This window comes from Myroides sp. DW712 (genome assembly GCF_046557355.1).
In the GTDB taxonomy this organism is placed as follows: Bacteria; Bacteroidota; Bacteroidia; order Flavobacteriales; family Flavobacteriaceae; genus Flavobacterium.
Genome location: NZ_JBKFDO010000006.1, coordinates 184,517 through 206,251 on the forward strand (window position 1 = coordinate 184,517; position 21,735 = coordinate 206,251).

A 21,735-nucleotide genomic window follows, 5' to 3' on the forward strand; every position below is an offset into this window, starting at 1 on the left:
TACTTTCGCAGATTCTTAAATTTTTAATTATATGCCAAAGCAAAATAAAAATAATTTTTTCTTCTTAGTTTACCTTGCAGGTTTAAGTATCATTGGATTTTTAGCAACTGATATGTATTTGCCTGCGTTTGAGCAAATGCGTATAGATTTAGACACCACCAAGAGCAATATCAGTGCAACGTTGAGTCTATTCCTTGCGGGTTATGCCATTGCGCAACTCTTATGGGGCCCAATTTCGGATAAAGTTGGTAAGCCTAAAACCATAGTAATGGGATTGAGTATTTTTACCCTATCTTCTCTTGCTATCTTTTTTACGGCTAATGTTACGGCTTTCTTGATTTTGCGTTTGGTTCAAGCCATTGGTGTTTGTGCGGCCGCAGTGAGTTGGCAAGCCTTAGTGATTGAGCGCTATCCTAAAGAGCAAACCAATCGCGTGTTTGCAACTATTATGCCTCTAGTAGCCTTATCTCCTGCTCTAGCGCCTCTGTTAGGGGTTTACTTATTAGAACACTTCGGTTGGCGTTCTATTTTTATTACGTTAGCGGTTATTGCTGTCCTGTTGATGGTATACACTTTTACATTACACGACAGAAAAACTGCGAAGTCTAGTGAAACCGAAGCGATACCACAAGCAAAACCCCTATCCTACTGGATAATATTACAATCCAAGGCTTATGTAGGGAATGTGATGATTTACGCTTTTTGTTCAGCCGCTTTCTTTGCCTGGTTAACAGGGTCGCCTTTCTTTCTAAAGGAAATGGGCTATAGTGAAGCAGAAATTGGTTTTAGTTTTGTGCCCCAAACCATTGCGTTCTTAATTGGTGGGTTCGGATACCGCACCCTAGCTCCAAAGGTTAATGGTACTAAATTAGTAGCATACTTTATTTCCTTGTTTGGATTAGCGATTATAGCAACTGCCGCCTTAGCGATCTTTACCATACCAACACTGACAAGCTTGTTGATTCCGTTCTGTTTTATGGCCTTAGCAAATGGAGCTTGTTACCCAATTGTCGTAGCAGAAGCCTTAAAGCTCTATCCTGAAAACTCTGGAAAAGCGGCTGCTTTGCAAAATACCATTCAATTGGGAATGTGTTTCATTGCCAGTGCTATTGTATCCTTATTTTCCAAAGATGCGTTATTTTCAACGGCTTTGGTCATGGTAGGAACCATTCCACTAGCCTTTTGGGCTTTTACTTGGACTAAGAAAACAAATTAACCTATCGTATTCTTACAATAAACGGGTCTTTCTCTAGCGAAAGACCCGTTGTGTTTGTACTTATTTCTTCTTTGTTCTTTTGCTAATTGCAACTAAACCTGGCCCTACTAACAATAAAAATAGCGGATTATATTGACTCGTTAAAAATGCATAAACTAAAATCAATATAAGCATCCCTCCAACTACAAAAACACTAATTTTATTCATTCCACAAAAATAAAGAATACCTCATTGTAGAAAAATAAATCCCTAAAAGCAATTTTGTTTCATCACTATATTCTTTTTTAATAAGTTCCCTACTCTCAAATTGCTTAATATAACAAACAGCATCTTCCTTAACAGAAAAAGACACTATGTTTTTAAAAAACTCAATATACATTTTTTGATTAATTTCTTTTGGCAACATTTCAAGTGTATATTCAATAACCTCTGAATGAGTTGCTGATTTAAACTTTTCAATATCTCTTTTAACTTTAACAGAAATTGAGAGAGGCGCAGTAAAACCATACTGCTCCTTATTTAATTCAAAAAAATCAAAGTAAGCTTCTTCATTATAGTAAGCATACTTCTCCTTATAGTCTATCACAATTTGATTGTGAATAGCACCTATTTTATCGACATAATTATCATTTACAATCATAGATTGACTAAATAAATAATCATTTTCTAAAGGAACCTCATAACTACCTGCATAGGCAATTGAAGCCCCAGCTCCACCAATAGCTGCACCTAATAAAACCGCTCCTGCAGCTACTGGAGCTGCAGGCGTCCATCCAAGCCATCCAGCAACACTAGCAACAGAACCCGCACCTCCTAAAGCGCCTGCGGCATCAACAAATGCAGTATTCCAAAAACCTTTACCTAAAGTTTCATAATTTTGATTGATATCAAAATCTAACTTTCTATCTTCTGATTCACATGAAAGAAAAACAAAAGACAAGCTTAAAAAAAATAAAAATTTACTCATAATTTTTTGATTTAAATGAAAAAAAACTTTTGCCCAGTTGAATAAATAGTACCAAACAATTATACCCCATCAAAAACAACACCAGACCTACTTTTATTTTTCTTTTAACTCACATAATCATATATCAATCAATCAGTTAAAAAGATGAAAATTTAAAACAATACGAACAAAAAAAGACTGCGTTCATTTGAACTCAGTCTTTTTTTATCCTTTTATTTATTATTTATTGTGTTTTTTTATCGTAAAAATTATTCAATCAAAAAGCGAATGTCTTTGTTGTATTTCTTATCTACCACCAGAATAGCATAGGGATAAACCGCTTGCGCCAATTCCTTCTCTTCTTCTTGTAAGCAATAGGTTAGTTCAATAAAATCTTCTTTTTCTTTCAAACTAACAATGGAAAACGCAGTTTCTAAGGTACTGGGAATCCCGACCAAAGCCAAAACAAACGACTTGGAAAAATCTATCCCTTTTGACTCTACTCGTTCTTGACTCGGATTAAACAGCGTGGCAAATTGTGCTTCATTTGTGATTTTTACATGACGCACCCCTTGCTTAGGTTCTTGTTTCTTTAATGAATATCCTTCATTTGTTTCATACGGTATTGTACTAACTTTATACAGCTTGATTTCCTCTTGCTTTACAATATTTCCTTGACTTCCTTCTTTTCGCTCTTGTTTGCACTGCACCAAAGTCAAACTTAAACTTGCTAGTACGATATATGCTATCCTTCTCATCACTTTCTTTCTCAATCTAACGCTTGGAACCACCCAAAACGTATATCTAATTTTATTTTTCTTTATTTTTAATTAAAACCCATACAATTATGTTAACAAATATAGTTAAAATTAATTTTTAAACGATTTTATATCATATATTTTATTTGAACACCGTTTAAATCTATTTAAATATATTAATAAAAGTAAAAATTTAGTGGGTTGGGTGAGGTTGGTGAGGGTTTGGTGAGAGTTGGTGAGGTTGGTGAGGGTTTGGTGAGGTTTTGGTGAGGGGTTGGTGAGGTTGGTGAGGGTTGGTGAGGTTTTGGTGAGGTTTTGGTGAGGTTTTGGTGAGGTTTTGGTGAGGTTTTGGTGAGGGTTGGTGAGGTTTTGGTGAGGGGTTGGTGAGGGTTTGGTGAGAGTTGGTGAGAGTTGGTGAGGTTGGTGAGGTTGAGTGAGGTTTTGGTGAGGTTGGTGAGGGTTTGGTGAGGTTGGTGAGGTTTTGGTGAGGGTTTGGTGAGGTTGGGTGAGGTTGGTGAGGGTTGGTGAGGTTGGTGAGGTTGGTGAGAAGTATTTAGTTTTGTCAAAAAAGCAAAAAAAACTCGAAACCTAAGTTTCGAGTTTTTTTTATTTATTAGGCATTGGATACATCTACCGTAGTTTCAGCAGCAATACGCTTATACGTTCCATTTTCAAGCTTTTCGCGGATCGCTTCGTAAGCTGAAAGTGTTTCCTTAATATCTTCCATGGTATGTGTTGCTGTAGGAATCATTCTCAATAAGATAATTCCTTTAGGAATTACTGGATATACCACAATGGATAAGAAAATATTGTAATTTTCACGTAAATCATTTACCATCACCATTGCTTCTGGAATACTTCCTTCCAAGTAGACAGGAGTAACACAAGTGTTAGTATCACCAATATTAAATCCTCTGTCTTTTAATCCATTTTGCAAAGCGTTCACATTCTCCCATAACTTCGCTTTCAGTTCGGGTTGTGTACGCAATAAATCCAAACGCTTCAATGCTCCTTTTGTGAAAATCATTGGCAATGATTTCGCGAACATTTGAGAACGTAAGTTGTATTTTAAATAATCAATAATATCTTTATCTGCCGCAACGAATGCTCCGATACTAGCCATTGATTTTGCAAAGGTAGAGAAGTACACATCAATACCATCTTGACAACCTTGCTCTTCTCCTGCTCCTGCTCCTGTCGCACCTAAAGTACCGAAACCATGCGCATCATCTACTAGTAATCTAAAGTTATATTTTTCTTTTAACGCAACGATTTCTTTCAATTTTCCTTGTTGCCCACGCATACCAAACACCCCTTCTGTGATCACTAAAATTCCTCCACCTGTTGTTTCAGCCATTTTAGTTGCACGCTCTAAGTTTTTCTCAAAACTCTCGATGTCGTTGTGTTTATAGGTAAAGCGTTTCCCCATATGTAAACGCACACCATCAATAATACACGCATGTGAGTCCACATCATAAACAATTACGTCATTCTTGGTTACTAAAGCATCAATGATAGACACCATTCCTTGGTAACCGAAGTTTAGTAAATAAGCCGCTTCTTTTTGTACAAAAGCAGCTAACTCATCTTGAAGTTGTTCGTGTACCGACGTGTGCCCTGACATCATACGTGCTCCCATTGGGTAAGCCGCACCGTATTCAGCAGCTGCCTCTGCGTCTACTTTTCGTACTTCTGGATGATTTGACAACCCTAAATAATCATTGATACTCCAATTGATTACTTCTTTTCCATGAAACATCATACGGTTAGACAAAGGTCCTTCAAGTTTAGGGAAAACATAATATCCTTCTGCTTGGGAAGCCCATTTCCCTAAAGGTCCTTTATTCTTTTGTATTCTGTCAAATAAATCATTTACCATAATATAACTATGTTTAAAAAAACAAATGCAAAATTACTCATATTTTGTATGCTTTCATAATAAATTAAAGAGAATTTACGCAATTATAGATTATTTAATACTCCTATTTTCTTTAAAACTACAAGAATTTTACAATATACAAAGTAAAAAAATAGTTTAGAAACACACAATTTATAAATTAAAATTATCAAATAGATAAAAACCTCTCAAAATGAGAGGTTTTTACGTTATTTTTAATACAGTTTAGGAAACTTTGCTGGATTTACTTCATGCATTAGGTCATATACTTTTTCAAATACATCCTCAGCTGAAGGCTTACTAAAATAGTCCCCATCCGTACTGTATGCTGGTCTGTGCTCTTTTGAAGTTAACGTTTGAGGCTCGCTATCTAAATGACGGTACCCTTTTTGCACTTCTAAAATTTGCTGCAATAGATAAGCTGATGCTCCACCTGGTACATCTTCATCCACTACTAATAGTCGATTTGTCTTCGCTAAACTCTTCACTACATCGTGTTGGATATCAAATGGCAATAAGGATTGTGCATCAATAATTTCCACATCAATACCTACTTCCAACAATTCTTTTGCTGCTTGCTCAATGATACGCAACGTAGAACCATACGATACAATAGTCAAATCACTACCTTCTTTGATGGTTTCCACTACTCCAATTGGCGTTTTAAACTGTCCTATATTGTTTGGCATCTTTTCTTTCAGACGGTATCCGTTCAAACACTCAATCAACAAGGCAGGTTCGTCACTTTCCAATAAGGTATTGTAAAAACCAGCCGCTTTCGTCATATCTCTAGGCACTAAAACGTGCATGCCACGGATGGCATTGATGATCATTCCCATTGGTGATCCAGAGTGCCAAATTCCCTCCAAACGGTGCCCACGTGTACGCACAATAAGCGGTGCTTTTTGACGACCTACTGTTCGGTATTGTAGCGTAGCTAAATCATCACTCATGATTTGAATCGCATACAATAAATAGTCCAAGTATTGGATTTCAGCAATAGGGCGTAACCCACGCATTGCCATACCAATTCCTTGACCTAAGATTGTCGCTTCGCGAATTCCTGTATCTGTCACACGTGCTTCGCCGTGTTTTTCTTGTAATCCTTCTAACCCTTGGTTTACGTCTCCGATATTTCCTGAATCCTCTCCAAAAACAGTTACGTTTTTGTGGTTTTCTAAGATATAATCGAAGTTGTCTCTCAAGATAATACGCGCGTCTACTTCTTCTGCATTTTCATCATATGTAGGCGCTACTTCTTGAATATTTTGTGCTTTTTGATCCGAACTAGAGAATAAATGAGAGCTGTACTTTGGCTGTACGGTTGCATAGTATTTCTCGATGAATTGAATCAAAATAGCCTTGCTACTTTCTTGAATAATCAAACGCAATACTTTACGTGCTGTCACTAATACATCACGGCGAATAGGTTCTTTTATCTCCTGTAAATCAGCGCTATACTTTTCAATAAACACTTTATTTGGACTTTGAGCAGCTACTTGTTGTAAAACAGCAACCAACTCATTTTTCTCTGCAATAATTGGGTCTAGGTAGTTTCTCCACGCTTCTTTCTTGCCGTCTAATACTTGCTTTTTCAAGTCTTTATCTAAAACATCCAGCTCTTCTGCTGTTGCAATATTGGCTTCAATCATCCAATTTCTCATTTGCAAAATACAATCTTGCTCTGCTTCCCAAGCTAAGCGCTCTTTGCTTTTGTAGCGTTCATGTGATCCTGATGTAGAATGCCCTTGTGGTTGTGTTAATTCTTGTACGTGAATCAATACCGGCACGTGCTCTTCTCTAGCGATTTGCGCCGCTTTTGTGTATGTTTCAACCAAAGCAGGGTAATCCCATCCTTTTACACGTAAAATTTCATAACCATTTCCGTGCTCATCGCGTTGGAATCCTTTTAAAATTTCTGAAATATTTTCTTTGGTTGTTTGGTATTTGGCGTGTACCGAAATTCCGTATTGATCATCCCAAACACTCATCACCATTGGCACTTGTAGTACCCCTGCTGCATTGATGGTTTCGAAGAACAAACCTTCTGAAGTTGAAGCGTTCCCGATAGTTCCCCAAGCCACCTCATTTCCACTGATTGAAAATTGTTGGTTTTGATCTGCTTCAGGAATGGCTCTATAGTATTTAGATGCTTGTGCTAGCCCAAGTAAACGAGGCATTTGCCCAGCAGTTGGAGAAATATCTCCACTTGAATTCTTTTGCTCTGTTAATTTCTTCCAGTTTCCATTTTCATCCAAACTGTGTGTAGCAAAATGACCTCCCATTTGACGTCCACCAGACATTGGGTCATTTTCAATATTGGCATCACCGAATAAACCAGCAAAAAACTGTTGGATATTTAACTGACCAATTGCCATCATGAAAGTCTGATCACGGTAATAGCCCGATCTGAAATCTCCATTCTGAAAAGCTTTAGCCATGGCTAATTGTGGTACTTCTTTTCCATCTCCAAATATCCCAAACTTCGCTTTTCCTGTTAAAACTTCACGACGACCTAGTAAACTACATTCTCTACTGATCTTTGCAATTGTATAATCTTGAATAACCTCTTTCTTAAAATCTTCAAAAGAAAGTGCTGTGTTTTTTTTATTTTGACTCATCGCGTAATCTAATATTTTACAGGATACGAATATAAAATAATCCAACCAAAAAAGCTAATATAATCCCAAGGATTATTGTGAATTAGCACACTATTTTTTTAAACTTTACTAACAAAAAGAGCAAAAAAAATGAGAATTTAAAAATCATATCTTAAAAAAAAGCTTTTGATTAGTAAATCCTCAACATCCATTCAATAAAAAAGCCCTTGTTCACACAAACAAGGGCTTTTTTTATCTTATTCAATTACCGTCAGCATAGAGGCTAATGGAAATCTCACTTTTTTCATGGGCATTAACCAATCATTTTCGTGATCTCTTTCTCCCAACGCTAAGATCGTTACGCTCTTTAATCCTTTTTTATCCAAGCCTAAGAAAGCGTCCAACTGATCGTTGTGAAACCCTTCCATGGGGGAAGCATCTATTTTCAATTCTGCTGCTGCTGCAATCGCCATACCAAAAGCGATATAGGCCTGTCTCGCGGCATGTTGGAATTGTTGTTCTGGAGTTTGACCTGCAAAATTAGCTTTGATGCTATTTTTAAAATCATTCATTTCTCCTTTTGGCAACGCTCGAATCGCTTCCATATTGTCAAAAACCGCATCCAATCGTTGATCTGTATAGCTATCCCAAGCCGCAAAAATCAATACATGTGAACACTCTTTGATTTGCATTTGATTCATAGCAATCGGAAACAACTGTTCTTTGACGTCTTGATTTTTAACCAAAATCATTTCAAACGGCTGTAATCCAGATGAAGTTGGTGCTAATCGAGCAGCCTCTACGATCTGCATCACTTGCTCATCTGCTAACTTTACTGTACTATTATAGCGTTTTGTGGCATAACGCCACTGTAAATGGTCGAGTAATTTCATGATAATCCTTTTTTACATATTAGACAAAAAAGCCAAGACGTTGCTTTCAATACGCTGATTGATAGCCGAAACATCCGCTTTCACAAAGGGCTCTCCTAAAATGTGTTCATACAATTCGATATAGCGCTCCGAAATCGTTTGGATATACTCGTCCGACATTTCTGGAACTTGCTGTCCTTCTTTTCCTTGAAAGCCCTGGCTAATTAACCATTGGCGCACAAATTCTTTAGACAATTGCTTTTGAGGCTCTTCTTTAGCCTGACGCTCTTCGTATCCTTCTGCATAGAAATAACGAGAAGAATCTGGCGTGTGAATTTCGTCAATCAACACAATCTTCCCTTCTTTCGTTTTGCCGAATTCATACTTGGTATCCACCAAAATCAGTCCTCTTTTCGCGGCAATTTCGCTTCCTCTTTGATATAACGCTCGTGTATAGGCTTCTAGAATCAAATAATCCTCTTCTGAAACAATACCACGAGCCAAAATATCTTCTCTGGAAATATCTTCATCGTGCAGGCCTAATTCTTCCTTGGTTGAAGGAGTAATAATAGGTTCTGGCAAACGATCGTTCTCTTTCAATCCATCGGGCAAGGTAACACCACATAATACTCGTTTTCCTTCTTTGTATTCTCTAGCGGCATGTCCCGCTAAATATCCACGGATAACCATTTCCACTTTAAAAGGTTCGCAAATATGCCCTACTGCAACATTGGGATCAGGACTCGCAATCAGCCAATTCGGCACGATGTCTTCTGTCAACTGCATGAATCGCGTTGCAATTTGATTCAATATTTGTCCTTTGTAAGGAATCCCCTTGGGCATAATCACGTCAAAAGCAGACAAGCGATCCGTTGCAACCATGATTAAAACTTGGTCCGAAATGGTATAAACTTCTCTTACTTTGCCGTGGTACACACTTTTTTGATTTGGAAATCTAAAATTAGTTTGTGTGATTGTGTTACTCATATATATCGGTTGTGTAGTTCTTCTATTTAGTACGCTAATAGATCTAGTAGCGCGGCCTCAAATCTACCTTTTGGTAAATATTGATCTTCTAAAGCTTTCACAAATGGGATAGCTGTTTCAATACTCGCTACGCGTTTTACTGGCGCATCCAAGTACTCAAAACAGTTTTCCATGATCATTGCTGATAGGTCACTTGCAATTCCTCCAAATAAGGAGTCCTCTTGCAAAATTATAACTTTATTTGTTTTCTTTACGGATTTGAAGATAGTTTCTTCATCCAAGGGTTGTAACGTACGTAAATCGATTAAATCCGCTTGGATTTCCGGGTGTTTTTCCAATGTTTCCAACGCCCAATGTACTCCTGCTCCAAACGAAATAATCGTCACATCAGCTCCTTCTTTTACAAGAGCCGCCTGCCCAAATGGAATGGTGTAGTAATTACTTGGCACATCTTGATAGATACTACGATACAATTGTTTGTGCTCAAAGAAAATAACAGGGTTTGGATCGTTAATTGCTGTGTTCATCAATCCTTTCGCATCGATTGGAAAAGCAGGATAAACCACTTTTAATCCGGGTGTTTTAGTAAACCAAGCTTCGTTCGTTTGTGAGTGGAATGGACCAGCTTGTGTTCCCCCACCACATGGCATACGCACGACTACATCCGCTTTTTCATTCCAACGGTAATGTACTTTTGCTAAATAGTTAACGATTGGATTGAAACCTGTTGATACGAAATCAGCAAATTGCATTTCCATAATCGCTTTTCCTCCATTAATTGAATACCCCATAGCAGCCGAAACGATAGAGCTCTCACAAATAGGTGTATTGCGAATACGTCCTTTGCCAAATTGCTCAACGAAACCATCCGTTACCTTAAAGGCACCGCCATACTCCGCAATATCTTGCCCCATGATGATTAACTCAGGGTGTTTCTCGAACGATTGTTTCAATCCTTCCGAAATAGCATCAATTAAGCGAATGTTTTTCATTTCACCACTTGGTTCTACGTGTTCATACGTAAAAGGCGCATACATATCGTTCAACTCTGTTTCTAAGCTAGCTTGAATAGGCTCCTCTTCTTGGGTGCGCTTCCAATCTGTATCAATTTCTTTTTTAAATGCCGCTCTGATTTCTTCATCCATGGCTTCTGTCAACACACCGATTTCTTTCAGGTAGGCGCGGTAATTTTCAACAGGATCTTTTTTCTCCCATTCATCCATTAACTCTTGTGGAACGTATTTGGTCCCACTCGCCTCTTCGTGTCCTCTTCTTCTAAAGGTTAAGAACTCCACCAAGATTGGACGCGGATTTTCACGCATCGACTGCGCTAATTCGTTGATTCTCGTATATACTTCTAAAATGTCATTTCCATCGATGATATGGCTTTCCATCCCATATCCAATCCCGCGATCAGCTAGGTGCTCACAACGGTATTGCTCATTGGTCGGAGTAGATAATCCGTATCCGTTATTCTCAATCACAAAAAGCACGGGTAAATCCCATACCGAAGCTACGTTTAATGCTTCGTGGAAATCCCCTTCAGAAGTAGCGCCTTCTCCTGTAAATACAGCGGTAATTTTCTTTTCGTTACGCAATTTATGCGCTAAGGCAATTCCATCGGCCACACCTAATTGTGGACCTAAATGCGAAATCATCCCTACAATATTGAATTCTTGTGTTCCAAAGTGGAACGAACGATCTCTTCCTTTTGTAAAACCTTCTCCTTTTCCTTGCCATTGTGAAAACAAACGGTACAACGGAATATCTCTAGAGGTAAAAACACTTAGATTACGGTGCATTGGCAACACATACTCATCGTTCTCTAAAGCAGCTACAATACCCACAGATATTGCCTCTTGCCCAATTCCAGAAAACCATTTCGACACTTTTCCTTGACGGATCAAAATAAGCATCTTTTCTTCTATCATTCTTGGTTTTAATAGCCTTTTATACAGATCAACTAAGGTCTGATCAGAAAGGTCTTTTCGGTTATAATCTATATGTTTCATAATTGGTTTTAAAGGGCACTAAAATAAAGCTTAAATAGCAACTCTACAAACTAATTTACACAACATTTTGCACCAAAAATTGTGGGTATTTTCAATTCTTCTCTCACTAGGATAAAAACTTCTTTCCTTCCTTTCTTTCTCTTCCCTTTTGCATGGACAAAAAACCTGATTAGTAAAGTTTTATCCCTATGAGGCTGCTTCTTTACAAGAAAATTTGTATCTTGGGAATTCAATGTTAAACTTTAATTTTTTATTATGGGAAAAGGAGATTTAAAAACAAGAAGAGGTAAAATAGTAAATAAATCGTACGGTAGAAAAAGACCGAGAAAGGTTAGCAAACCTGCTTCTTCTAAAGCATAAGTAACACATAGAATCAAGCGGATGTTTTTAAAAAAGACATCCGCTTGATTTTTTTAAGTCTTTTTAATTTTATAATTCCGGCTCTTTATCAGCTAAAGTATCAAATTAGAGTTCACCATTTTCCGATGGCGCGGATTTACAATCCGTGTCTTCATCTACCCCATAAACAATACCTCAACTTCAATCTCATACTCTAAACTACATAATTACGAGCCGAACTGAAATAATACATTAAGTGTAATCTAACGCACGGATTACAAATCCGCGCAATCGGGTTTTGTCGATAGAAGTCTACCCATACACCTAATCCCTTGATTATATAACATCTAAACACCTAAAAAGGAGGGATTACAATTGAATTTCATGCGTTTCTATGACTCTTGTCCTGTTTGGTGAACCATACATTCCTGGTCCTATCTGTTCAATTTTAACCTTATTATCCGCTAAGACGGTTATGCAGAAATAATGGTCTGATCGATACGCTCGACTTGCTTGATGGGGCAAAATATAGATTGTATCTTGACTCTCTCTTCTAACATAGCCTGTTGAAGGCACATTGGATGGTTGATTAATTCCATAATTTGACCAATAGCCTCCCTTAATCCGGACGACATCTTTTTCCAAAAACAAGATTTTTTTCTTAAACACCAATCCCCCTCCTATACTTACCCGATCATTTTCATAAATATATAAGTTTTTACATAGCCATTGTTCTCCTTGACTAGTATCTATTGGAAATGCAAAAATCATCATTCCAAACCCCCAACCAAAGGTTAGTAATGCAAAAGAATAAGTGGCAAAAATGAATAGGACAGGTCCTAAAAAACTAAACGTTCTGGCAATAAAATAAAATAGTGTGAGTTTACGCGCATAGCGTTCTTTGACAAGAATATAGTAATCTAAAACAACAAGTACACCTAGAAACAAGAAAGCTTCTGCATACCAATTAGTAAGCCTCCAACCCAAGAAAAACTTACTCACATAATAAAATGCTACTATTCCCATCGTAATATACACAGGTCTTGCCGAGTACTTTGCTCCTTCTGCTTTATTCTTTTTTAATTTAAGGGCTACAATAAACGTTAAAAATAGAAGGGCTAGAAATAGAAGATAAGGTTTTATAATACTCATATTTTTTGTGCTATTATTTATTTTCTGACATCAAGCCGATCTAAATCTTCTTCAAGCTCATCAAGCTTTGTTTATGCTTAGACGTTTTCCTCCCTAATAAAAAGAAAAAACAAGACAGTTGTATTTTTTTATTCCACATATTTTATTTCATTTCGCTCTATATTATACTCCAGGCGTTTTTCACATACATTTTGAATGAGTATTTCATCCGTCCCAATGTTTTTATATACATTGAATACCAATGTTATATCCTTGAATAAGTGTGTATATTCGGATACAGAAATAAAATCCTTAATCAACATAATAGCTTTCTGTTTAATGAAAGTAGAATCGCGCCTACACCAATTATCATCTTCATTATAGCTGCGCAACTCCATATAGAATTTATTATCTAAACTAAAAAAGTCGGGATCTTCCACTAACTCTTCATATCCATATAGTAGTTTACAATCACATTCTTCTTCTATTTTTTGTATAAAAACTTTCTCCTTTTCGAGAATCTTAACGCGTTTTCGGAATGCATTATGCGTTAAGGCGCTGTACATCCATGCATAACCGATGAATAGCAATACGGCTATACCTCCCACAAATAAAATAATTTTAACTCGTTTCATTCTGCTTCTTATTAGTCATATATGACGCTGTCTAATGCTCTCTCAAACCAAGCAAAAAATAAAAAAAGGAGTGGTGGATTTTTAGTAAACCTCGTCCATTCTCGTCCTATTACTGCTTACTATGAACCACGTACCATTCTCCAATCCCCTTAATTTTATGTAAAATAATTGTTTTTTATACAAATAAAATTCAATTCATATCCCATTTTATTGGGGTGAATTCTCATTAGCTAAAAATAAACAATATTTCGTATATTTTTCAACTATTCCAAGTATCGCCTTAAAAAACAAGGAATATAAATTGTAATTTACTGATCAAAATTTAAGGAAAACGGAATGTATCCTCATTTCTTCTTGTTTGCTAGGGGATGACTCCATAGTGACTCCATAGTGCGTCCATAGTAAGTCCAGTAAAACTCCATTTTTTTATAGACACACTATGGATACACAAACGTTTCACTCTACTGACTTATACAAGAAAGCATCCTATTACTAAAATAAAAATGAAAACAATGGCGAAAGTAGATTCAAAAGGAAATATGAGAGGCATCATCGGTGCTGTAAGTACACGTGTGCTGCATGGGGTTAACATTGTCCAAAGCAGAGGGGTCAAACCAAAACAAACGGCAAATACCAAAAAAGCAGCAACTGCCTTTGGGTATGTTTCGAGACACTGCAAAACGATTCGATTGGCGATTGGTGAAGTTCTATACAAAAATCACGATCCTAACTTTTCTCGTCGCTTGACGGCTACAATGCTAAAATTATTCAACAAAAACACGCAGATTCCTATAGATCAACGCACATTTCTCAACACATCCTTACAAGGACTCGTTGGCTTTGATTTAAATGCAAACAGTCCGTTTGCCACCTTCTGCACCTTACCCCTTCTGGCAAAAACCGTAGGGAACAATAAAACAGTGTTGCAACTCGACGCTTTTCAAGCTTCTGATTCCTTTATTTTTCCCGCGCATCCTTCAGAAGCTCAGCTAGAATTCACCTTGATACCTCTCGCCTTTCCTTTAGGTATTAATACCCCCACAGAGACATTTTCCATTCGCTTCACCAAAAACGAAAAGGTAGCTGAACAAATTTGGGAAACATCCCTGCCTTCAACAGCTACTTTTACTTTTATGGTTGCTGAACTAACTTATTTTAAGGCAATAAACAGACACAAGAAAATAAGCATAAACAGCAAAGATTTTCATCCCAGCTGTATTGTCTATATTGACAATGGAGTTGACTAACAAAATAAAATCGAGAAGCATGCGCTCCTTCACCTTCTTCGCAAAAAAAACAAAAGAGGATAACGTTTCGTTGTTATCCTCTTTTATTTATTCTTTATCTTCTAAGACTAGTTTGGACCAGAGCTGAAAGCTCAAGTTTTCCACCAGTTGCATCATATCATCTGAAGAACTATTCGCCAGTACGATTATCCCTTCTTTTCGCTCTGGGCTAAAACTGATGAAATTAGAGTAAGCAACATCAATTCCCCTATGAAAATACAAGGACTCTTGTGGACCAAAGAAATTCAATCGCCAGCCCAGACTAATCCAATCATCAGGCGTAATCATATAGGTCGGTTTTTGCATCAAGGTCAATTCGGGATATTGCGGATCAAAATACGACTGAATATAGGTTGTCAAATCCTCTACGGTTGAATACCCTTGGGTAGAAGGTAGAAAGATATCCATATAATTGGCTTTGTTATTTAAGCCTAAATCAACTTTACCAAAGGAACCCACTACTTTGACACGCTTGGGCTTTATTAAATAGGTAGAGGACAGTTGATAGCGATTAATGATTTTCGTTTGAAACAATTCCGCATAAGGTTTTTGATAGACACGAGACAAAGCATCACCTAACACACTACTGCCAAAAATAGAAAAACGCCCTCTGACCTTTAAGGTATCTAGTTCAATATCATTCGCTAAATAATTTGCTATAGAGGCATTTCCAAAGGGTAAGCCTTTGTTTCTTTTGTTATTCTTCTTTGAAACTAAATCGTCCCGAACTAAAGTAATTTTAGGAAAGAAAGGCAACATCGCGCTACCATTAGCCAAGGATGAAAACGAAAAGGAGAGCGTATCTTTAAAGGGTTGGGGATAAAAGGTATTAATCTCCTCCCAAAGCTTTACTTTTCCTTCTACATCCGCCTGTGCTAACATCGTATTGGTAAAAATGGAGGTAAACGTTCCCAAAGCAAATAACCCCCTTTTGTTATCTACATCTCGAAGCACACTGGATTTCTTTTTCAAACCATAGTAATGTACCTGATTATCTTTGATGATAGCCAAGGCGAGTTCTCCTTGCTCTGGTAAAAAAGAGGCATTATCTAAAATAATATCTTCCAGTGTTTTTTCTGCTAAGCCTTGGCGTAAATCATCCTGATTGACATAATCTAGGATTCGAAATCCCACAATATTGGCTTCTTCGTCAAAGGCAAAATTGACGATAGCGGTATCTTTTTCAAATTGTGTCTTAAACAAGGGCGTCTGATCGTCGTTTACACCATAATATTCCATTTTTACAATCGATCCCAAATTTTGCTTCATCTCATCAAAAAAGGCCTCTACGGTATTAAAAGGCACCCGGCTTTGTAACGATTCTGAAAAACGATGGTAAAATTTATCGTAGTTACTAGTATTGTAATCCTCTACAAAGATTTCCATTACTTGATCGACACGATCTTGTGCTTGTACACCTAGTAAACTCCCGAAAAAACAAAAAAGCAATAGCAAACGCTTAATCATCATATTTTTTTACTTTATAAAAACTAAAGGTACTCATTTCGAAATGAATCCTTGATACATTTAACAAAATGAAAGCTTTTTTCATGTTCTCTTTTTTACTACTCTATCTTCGTGCCTTAAGAAATCCATTGACTTTTTCGATATTGTTCTGGGGTCTGACTCGTTGCCTTTTTAAAAATAGTCACAAAATAAGACGCATGTTCAAATCCCAATTCATTGGCAATTTCACTAATTGAATCTGTCGTATAGCTCAACAAGCGTTTTGCCTCCAATATAATATGTTGCTTAATTAAATTCCCCGAGGTTTGACCGAGTCTATTTCGGCAAATTTTATTGAGGTAATTGGTGCTGATATGCAACATATCTGCATAGTCTGAGGGCATCTTATGAGTCTTAAAATGCTGTTCTATCAGGGCTTGGTACTTCTGTATTTTTTCATGAACCGCATTGTGTATATTGACCACTTGTAGGGGAATATGTAGTCGGTCGAATTCAATGAGCAAAATATTCAAATAGGAACGCAATACCTTTTGAGATGCTTTTTGCTTCATTCGGAATTCATCCAACATCTGTCCTACTAAGAATTTTAGGCTTTTTACTTTATCCTGAGGCAAGTAAAAAACGGTTTGATTTCCCTCATTTAAATAGGAAAATTGGTGTAAAACGTTCGTATTATAACGCAACGAGAAGAATTCTGTGGTAAAACCGATTATTGTTCCAGTTGTTCCTTCTTCTAAATGAATGGTGTTGATACAATTGGGCTTAACAATCCATACTTGCTTTGACGCAAGGCGCATCTTATTTTGGTCTACAACGAGCTCCCCATCTCCTTTCTCGATACATAAAATCAAGTAAAAAGCATTGGTATGAGGGGTGGATAATACGGGATACTTTTGTACTAATCCGTCGAGATCATCCATCCAAAGATCATGCGCAGTATTAAATAAGCCAATTGTGCAAACGGGTACTTTTATCGCTTGCATCTTGCTGTTTTTTTAGTTAAACTTCATTCCCCCTGTCTTCACCATAGTCAAACACACTCGAGTATTAGCTATCAAAGACAATGTATTTCAAGGCCTTACGCCCGTTCGGGAGGTTGAAAAACAGCAGATACAAAAGGAATAATTTCCAAGGGATTGACATAACTTGGATACGGTATATTTTCTAAGGGAATACGAGGCACAATCTCGTATTCATAAGCCCAAGATTGACTAAATAAAGGTTGTATTTCTTTGGTTTTCAACAAGGGAAAATCCATCTTTTTATCTGAATCTTCAGATAGCTCACTTTGGAGGTAACAACTTCCATAACACATGGGAATCGCATCAAAACGATTGATGCAAATATTCTCGGCAATGTAGGTTTGATTGATATAAAATGAGGTTAGGATCCAAAAACTCGAGGTATTTTGGTAGATAAAAGAAAGCAATAAGAGCAGTAAAAGCTGTTTTTTCATTTCTATATCTGTTCCTTCAATAAGAGGTTTATATCCTGAATTAATCGATTAACATCTGTGGTACTCGTTCCGTCGTAGACACCGCGAATGTGCTGTTTACCATCAATCAACAAAAAACCACCACTATGTGCATACCCTCCAGGTGCTTTATTCTCCTGATAGGCTTGCATAAAGTATCCTTGTGCCAATTGATGTATTGTTGTTTCCTCCCCATGTAAAAACTGCCATTTAGGTGTCTTTACACCTAGTGATTCACTATAGGCTTTTAACACAGGAATCGAATCATTTTTTGGATCAATCGTATGTGAAACAAACACAACACTTTCTTCTGTTTGATATTGATCATAGACTCTTTTCATTTCTACATTCATCTTCGGACAAATCGTTGGACATTGTAGAAAAATAAAATCGGCAATGTAAATTTTTCCTGCTAACGTTTCGTTTGACACGACTAAACTATCCTGATTAATCAAGGAAAAAGAAGGAATCTGATACTGTTTTTCTTTTGACGCTCCATTTGGTGCTGTTTCTATTGTAGGATGACCTAAATAAGGTAACTGCTCCGTTTTTTGGGAACAGGCCAAACAAAAAGAAACAACAAAAAAAAGGAGAAGGCGCTTCATGCGGACAAAAATACAAAAAATACGGGCAACGCCATACCTATATGATAGATTAAGATGCTTTGAAATTCAAATTATTCAATAATAAAAAGAGAACATTAGTCCTACTTTATGTTTGTTTTTATAAATAATAATTACAAAATCATATATTTTAATACATATTATTTGAAATAATACAAAAATATTTAATTAAAATGTAATTACAATCCATTAAATTGCAACTGAGATTCAAGTCAAAATAATCACATGATTATGCGGTCTCATCCCTATTTCCAAACCAACAAAAAAAGAAAGTATGTCTAATTTTTCACAACGTGACACCTCTAATCTTCCTGTCGAAGAGTCTTATTTTGATTCGTCTGTTCCAAACAATGCACTTGCTATAACGCAACAGTATATATCAGGAATCAACCATTTGGTTGACCTTAGCTTTGTTGTTGAAGGACAACCACTACTACACTATCGCGATTTTGAACTCAAACAGAGTTCCCAAACGCATCACGAGTTTACCGCTTCTTTTAGCCATGATTGTTTGAGGGGAAAGGAAACCTACGAAATGGAAGAATCTCAAAAACTAGTAGGCAAACGCCTTTTGGTTGCTATACGCTATAAAAACAAAGAAGATAAACCTGAACGTCATTTTACAGGAGTAATCACAACTGTTTCTTTTGAACAAGCACACGGGAGTCAGGGGTATCTCATTCTCAAAGGGTATAGCCCAACTATACTCCTAGACCAAGCACCCAATCTACAGAGCTTTGGCGGCCAAAGTCCGGAGCCTTTACAGCTCATTGTTCAACAACTACTTGATCAAAGCTACCATCAACAAGCGCGGTACAAATCTAGCATTCAACTGACTCGTCCTAGGCGATTAGCTTACAGCTGTCAATACAATGAAACCTCCTATAATTTCCTCATGCGTTTAGCAGATGCACAAGGAGAGCATTTTTTTTACGATGGAGAAATACTTCACTTTGGCAAGATTCCCTCTGGGGAGAGCCCTATTGTATTGCGTTATGGACGAGATGTAAGTCAGCTAGAAATTCACCTACAAGCCCGTCATGTTCAGCGCCTTTTGTATGATTACAACAGTGCAAATGATGAGAAACTCTATGCTAGTGGTGATACGCGATTAAACCTCAAGGGTAGCTTAGCTCAATCATCCTATAGGCAATCCGAACAAACATTTACTGCTCCTTCCCTACAGCAAGCCCCCGTAAATGCCCAGACACATCAAGAGGTAGAATACGCCCAAAAAGGGCTTATTGGTCGAGAAGGAATTCACGTCTTTGTCACTACAGGAAGTACGACGATTCCCTTTTTATACCCTGGTTGTAGGGTAGAAATACAGATGCTCCAACCAGATAAAAAGACAGGGCGTTATTTTACCACCTTACTCATCACGGAGATTCACCATCAAGTAGATGCCTTGGGGCAGTACCAAGGTCAATTTCAGGCGGTTGATGCACAAACGGAGTACCTTCCACAAGCCAAAGCCAAACCAGTAGTGGCTGAACAGCAACTAGGCATTGTCATCAGCAATAAGGATCCCCAAGGTAAAGGACGCGTTCAAGTGCAATTGGATTGGCAACACAAGAATCAGTGTACACCATTTATTCAACTACTGAGCCATCACGCAGGTAGTAGCCAACAAGTCCCTACCAATCGAGGGATGGTCTTTATTCCCGAAGAAGGAGATCAGGTCATGGTGAGCTTTATAGGCAATCACCCCGATCGACCTTTTGTCTTGGGTAGCTTATTCAATGGATCAAAGGGAACTGGCGGTGGCCAAGAAAACCAAATCAAAAGTATACGCACCCGCAGCGGTCATACGCTTCAATTTACAGAAGAGGAATCCATTGAATTATTTGATGCTGCAGGCAATCATTTTACCCTTGATACGAAAGCCAAAGACATCTTACTGACAGCGCCAGAAAATTTGATTTTTAGCGCTAAGAATATTCATTTACAAGCGAGTCAAAACATTCACGCCTTTGCGCAACAACATTTCTTTCTAGAGGCGCAAGAAAACGTAGATATCAAGGCTGGGAAACACTATACTGTAACCGCTAGAGATAGCGCGACATCCATCGTTTATACTGCCACGTATCAAACCCAACACTATCAACTGACCTGTGAAATTGGACAGATGGAAGCTACTACCGACAATTTTAAATTTCTATCCAATAAGGAGATAGAAACAATTAGCAATAAGAGAGTCAAGTTACTATAAAAAAGCAATTCCATTACAGCGCATGAAAAAGCAATCCTCCCTACCTAGTTCCGAGTTTATCGTCTGTTCTGGTGCGACCTGTAACTGTACGGGAAATCCAACATTGTTTGCTGCATTGCAGATTACTACACATACCAAGTACTACGCTAATGCGGTCGATAAGTTGATCGCAACTATAGAAGACACTCAATTTGTCGAAGGGATAGCGCCTTTCAAAACCTGTAAGTACAAAAAAGGCTACGACAAAAGCTGTGTGTACCAGCCGCTTGGTTTTTGGAAGGTGGAAGACAACGCTCATTTTCCCTCTATTGGCACTCGCGATATCCTCACCGAAAGTGGTACACTTCAATGTGTACTAGGCGGTACCATTTCGATTCACGACCACGGTCAGGTTGTCACGGTGGAAGAGGATATGGATAAAGCAGAAGAACCAATTCAGCAGGCAGAAGCTACAACTGTTTGGGTTGAATCAACAGAAGAGGTGAATGAAGCAGCAGCTTCTCAAGCTCTTACTTATGTTTCCAATGTCAATACGCTCCAGCTCGTCAATTTGGATTTGCTGTATTGGGGAGAGATGAGCGAAGAAAATCCACGTGCTTTACGCCTGCTTTTAGGGGATGAATTCCTGTTTAGAGCCACGACACCTATTGGAGAAGACCAGCACTACATCAGCTGGAGTGTCACCGAGTTATGTGCAGATGAAACAACGAAAGAAAAAGCCCAAACTGGTCAAACCATCCACTTGGAAACGACGCCTGAAACCACATCGTATCAGGCACATCCCACCACGCATAGAGCCTTTAGTTGGGAACCCTCCCAAATGGGGCTTTACTTAATTTCCGCGGCTCGAACGCCTAAGGATCAGGTCACCAAGACGTACTACAGCGGGTTTTACTACGCCATTGAAGTGGTTGACACGCTATCTTTTACCAGTTTAACGATCAATCAACCGCCTAAGTTGATTTGGGTGGTAGGTGATTCGGTGGTAATTACCTTGCACAGCACGGTTAAAGTGCCTCCCACCCAACTAAAGCGCTTGCGCTTTGTTGTACGGGGTACAAAAGGCTGTCAATCGCATCAAACGGCGATGATTTTCACCGCTACAGGAGCACATCCTTTTCAACAGAAAGGCTGTTGTTTACAGGCCGTATTCCCTTCTGTCAATGCCAATACCTACCAAGTAGAAGTGTTGGAAGATCATCGCCCGATTCAAGGGATAGCTCTTGTTTCTTTTCAAGTGCATGACAATGCCATACTTTCGATTTCACCTGCTGTGGAAA

18 protein-coding genes are annotated in these 21,735 nt (G+C 37.9%); 5 read left to right on the top strand and 13 right to left on the bottom strand.

The window, feature by feature from the left end; all coding sequences use genetic code 11:
- Positions 1-31 precede the first annotated feature (31 nt).
- On the top strand, positions 32-1,216 hold the full coding sequence (gene punC, locus ACLJX0_RS06960) for a purine nucleoside transporter PunC (protein ID WP_410879400.1): 1,185 nt from the start codon (positions 32-34) through the stop codon (positions 1,214-1,216).
- Positions 1,217-1,415: 199 nt separating this feature from the next.
- Here the strand turns inward: punC and ACLJX0_RS06965 are convergent, their stop codons facing one another.
- The 7 genes from ACLJX0_RS06965 to ACLJX0_RS06995 form a co-directional block, all read right to left on the bottom strand.
- Positions 1,416-2,183 carry a hypothetical protein gene (locus tag ACLJX0_RS06965; RefSeq protein ID WP_410879401.1) on the bottom strand — a complete coding sequence of 256 codons (768 nt, stop codon included), beginning with the start codon at positions 2,181-2,183 and terminating at the stop codon, positions 1,416-1,418.
- A 248-nt stretch (positions 2,184-2,431) separates the two neighbouring features.
- Complete coding sequence (locus ACLJX0_RS06970) at positions 2,432-2,920, bottom strand: hypothetical protein (RefSeq protein WP_410879402.1); 489 nt, start codon at positions 2,918-2,920, stop codon at positions 2,432-2,434.
- A 613-nt stretch (positions 2,921-3,533) separates the two neighbouring features.
- On the bottom strand, positions 3,534-4,799 hold the full coding sequence (locus ACLJX0_RS06975; protein WP_410879403.1) for an aminotransferase class I/II-fold pyridoxal phosphate-dependent enzyme: 1,266 nt from the start codon (positions 4,797-4,799) through the stop codon (positions 3,534-3,536).
- Between the two features lie 233 nt (positions 4,800-5,032).
- On the bottom strand, positions 5,033-7,438 hold the full coding sequence (locus tag ACLJX0_RS06980) for a thiamine pyrophosphate-dependent enzyme (protein ID WP_410879404.1): 2,406 nt from the start codon (positions 7,436-7,438) through the stop codon (positions 5,033-5,035).
- Between the two features lie 236 nt (positions 7,439-7,674).
- Entirely contained in the window at positions 7,675-8,310 is a 636-nt protein-coding gene (locus ACLJX0_RS06985; RefSeq protein WP_410879405.1) for a nitroreductase family protein, read from the bottom strand.
- Positions 8,311-8,322: 12 nt separating this feature from the next.
- A complete protein-coding gene (locus tag ACLJX0_RS06990; RefSeq protein WP_410879406.1) occupies positions 8,323-9,276 on the bottom strand; it encodes a phosphoribosylaminoimidazolesuccinocarboxamide synthase in 954 nt (317 codons plus the stop codon).
- Positions 9,277-9,302: 26 nt separating this feature from the next.
- Positions 9,303-11,288, bottom strand: a complete 1,986-nt coding sequence (locus ACLJX0_RS06995; RefSeq protein ID WP_410879407.1) for a thiamine pyrophosphate-dependent enzyme — start codon at positions 11,286-11,288, stop codon at positions 9,303-9,305.
- A 255-nt stretch (positions 11,289-11,543) separates the two neighbouring features.
- Here ACLJX0_RS06995 and ACLJX0_RS07000 point away from each other — a divergent pair, with 255 nt between their 5' ends.
- The gene (locus ACLJX0_RS07000) at positions 11,544-11,648 is read left to right on the top strand and encodes a 30S ribosomal protein THX (protein WP_410879408.1); all 105 of its coding nucleotides are present in this window, start codon (positions 11,544-11,546) and stop codon (positions 11,646-11,648) included.
- 348 nt (positions 11,649-11,996) lie between these two features.
- Here the strand turns inward: ACLJX0_RS07000 and ACLJX0_RS07005 are convergent, their stop codons facing one another.
- Positions 11,997-12,779 (bottom strand): hypothetical protein, encoded by a 783-nt coding sequence (locus ACLJX0_RS07005; protein ID WP_410879409.1) that lies wholly within the window; start codon positions 12,777-12,779, stop codon positions 11,997-11,999.
- A 128-nt stretch (positions 12,780-12,907) separates the two neighbouring features.
- A complete protein-coding gene (locus ACLJX0_RS07010) occupies positions 12,908-13,393 on the bottom strand; it encodes a hypothetical protein (protein ID WP_410879410.1) in 486 nt (161 codons plus the stop codon).
- Between the two features lie 512 nt (positions 13,394-13,905).
- Here ACLJX0_RS07010 and ACLJX0_RS07015 point away from each other — a divergent pair.
- Complete coding sequence (locus ACLJX0_RS07015; protein ID WP_410879411.1) at positions 13,906-14,640, top strand: hypothetical protein; 735 nt, start codon at positions 13,906-13,908, stop codon at positions 14,638-14,640.
- A gap of 87 nt (positions 14,641-14,727) precedes the next feature.
- On the opposite strand, the gene ACLJX0_RS07020 is transcribed toward ACLJX0_RS07015, so the two are convergent.
- The 4 genes from ACLJX0_RS07020 to ACLJX0_RS07035 form a co-directional block, all read right to left on the bottom strand.
- On the bottom strand, positions 14,728-16,149 hold the full coding sequence (locus ACLJX0_RS07020; RefSeq protein ID WP_410879412.1) for a DUF3887 domain-containing protein: 1,422 nt from the start codon (positions 16,147-16,149) through the stop codon (positions 14,728-14,730).
- Positions 16,150-16,262: 113 nt separating this feature from the next.
- Positions 16,263-17,129 carry a helix-turn-helix domain-containing protein gene (locus ACLJX0_RS07025; RefSeq protein WP_410879413.1) on the bottom strand — a complete coding sequence of 289 codons (867 nt, stop codon included), beginning with the start codon at positions 17,127-17,129 and terminating at the stop codon, positions 16,263-16,265.
- A gap of 95 nt (positions 17,130-17,224) precedes the next feature.
- A complete protein-coding gene (locus ACLJX0_RS07030) occupies positions 17,225-17,602 on the bottom strand; it encodes a hypothetical protein (RefSeq protein ID WP_410879414.1) in 378 nt (125 codons plus the stop codon).
- 2 nt (positions 17,603-17,604) lie between these two features.
- Positions 17,605-18,225: an SCO family protein gene (locus ACLJX0_RS07035; protein WP_410879415.1), complete on the bottom strand. Its 621-nt coding sequence runs from the start codon at positions 18,223-18,225 to the stop codon at positions 17,605-17,607.
- A 292-nt stretch (positions 18,226-18,517) separates the two neighbouring features.
- On the opposite strand from ACLJX0_RS07035, the gene ACLJX0_RS07040 reads away from it, so the two are divergent.
- Together ACLJX0_RS07040 and ACLJX0_RS07045 are read left to right on the top strand one after the other, a co-directional pair.
- Positions 18,518-20,455, top strand: a complete 1,938-nt coding sequence (locus ACLJX0_RS07040; protein WP_410879416.1) for a type VI secretion system Vgr family protein — start codon at positions 18,518-18,520, stop codon at positions 20,453-20,455.
- A gap of 22 nt (positions 20,456-20,477) precedes the next feature.
- Positions 20,478-21,735: DUF4280 domain-containing protein (locus ACLJX0_RS07045; RefSeq protein ID WP_410879417.1), on the top strand; the 1,258-nt coding region annotated here is incomplete at its 3' end.

Excerpts from the sequence above, each read along its gene's own strand:
- punC (WP_410879400.1), top strand. The coding sequence starts at position 32 with ATGCCAAAGCAAAATAAAAATAATTTTTTCTTCTTAGTTTACCTTGCA.
- ACLJX0_RS06965 (WP_410879401.1), bottom strand. The coding sequence starts at position 2,183 with ATGAGTAAATTTTTATTTTTTTTAAGCTTGTCTTTTGTTTTTCTTTCA.
- ACLJX0_RS06970 (WP_410879402.1), bottom strand. The coding sequence starts at position 2,920 with ATGAGAAGGATAGCATATATCGTACTAGCAAGTTTAAGTTTGACTTTG.
- ACLJX0_RS06975 (WP_410879403.1), bottom strand. The coding sequence starts at position 4,799 with ATGGTAAATGATTTATTTGACAGAATACAAAAGAATAAAGGACCTTTA.
- ACLJX0_RS06980 (WP_410879404.1), bottom strand. The coding sequence starts at position 7,438 with ATGAGTCAAAATAAAAAAAACACAGCACTTTCTTTTGAAGATTTTAAG.
- ACLJX0_RS06985 (WP_410879405.1), bottom strand. The coding sequence starts at position 8,310 with ATGAAATTACTCGACCATTTACAGTGGCGTTATGCCACAAAACGCTAT.
- ACLJX0_RS06990 (WP_410879406.1), bottom strand. The coding sequence starts at position 9,276 with ATGAGTAACACAATCACACAAACTAATTTTAGATTTCCAAATCAAAAA.
- ACLJX0_RS06995 (WP_410879407.1), bottom strand. The coding sequence starts at position 11,288 with ATGAAACATATAGATTATAACCGAAAAGACCTTTCTGATCAGACCTTA.
- ACLJX0_RS07000 (WP_410879408.1), top strand. The coding sequence starts at position 11,544 with ATGGGAAAAGGAGATTTAAAAACAAGAAGAGGTAAAATAGTAAATAAA.
- ACLJX0_RS07005 (WP_410879409.1), bottom strand. The coding sequence starts at position 12,779 with ATGAGTATTATAAAACCTTATCTTCTATTTCTAGCCCTTCTATTTTTA.
- ACLJX0_RS07010 (WP_410879410.1), bottom strand. The coding sequence starts at position 13,393 with ATGAAACGAGTTAAAATTATTTTATTTGTGGGAGGTATAGCCGTATTG.
- ACLJX0_RS07015 (WP_410879411.1), top strand. The coding sequence starts at position 13,906 with ATGGCGAAAGTAGATTCAAAAGGAAATATGAGAGGCATCATCGGTGCT.
- ACLJX0_RS07020 (WP_410879412.1), bottom strand. The coding sequence starts at position 16,149 with ATGATGATTAAGCGTTTGCTATTGCTTTTTTGTTTTTTCGGGAGTTTA.
- ACLJX0_RS07025 (WP_410879413.1), bottom strand. The coding sequence starts at position 17,129 with ATGCAAGCGATAAAAGTACCCGTTTGCACAATTGGCTTATTTAATACT.
- ACLJX0_RS07030 (WP_410879414.1), bottom strand. The coding sequence starts at position 17,602 with ATGAAAAAACAGCTTTTACTGCTCTTATTGCTTTCTTTTATCTACCAA.
- ACLJX0_RS07035 (WP_410879415.1), bottom strand. The coding sequence starts at position 18,225 with ATGAAGCGCCTTCTCCTTTTTTTTGTTGTTTCTTTTTGTTTGGCCTGT.
- ACLJX0_RS07040 (WP_410879416.1), top strand. The coding sequence starts at position 18,518 with ATGTCTAATTTTTCACAACGTGACACCTCTAATCTTCCTGTCGAAGAG.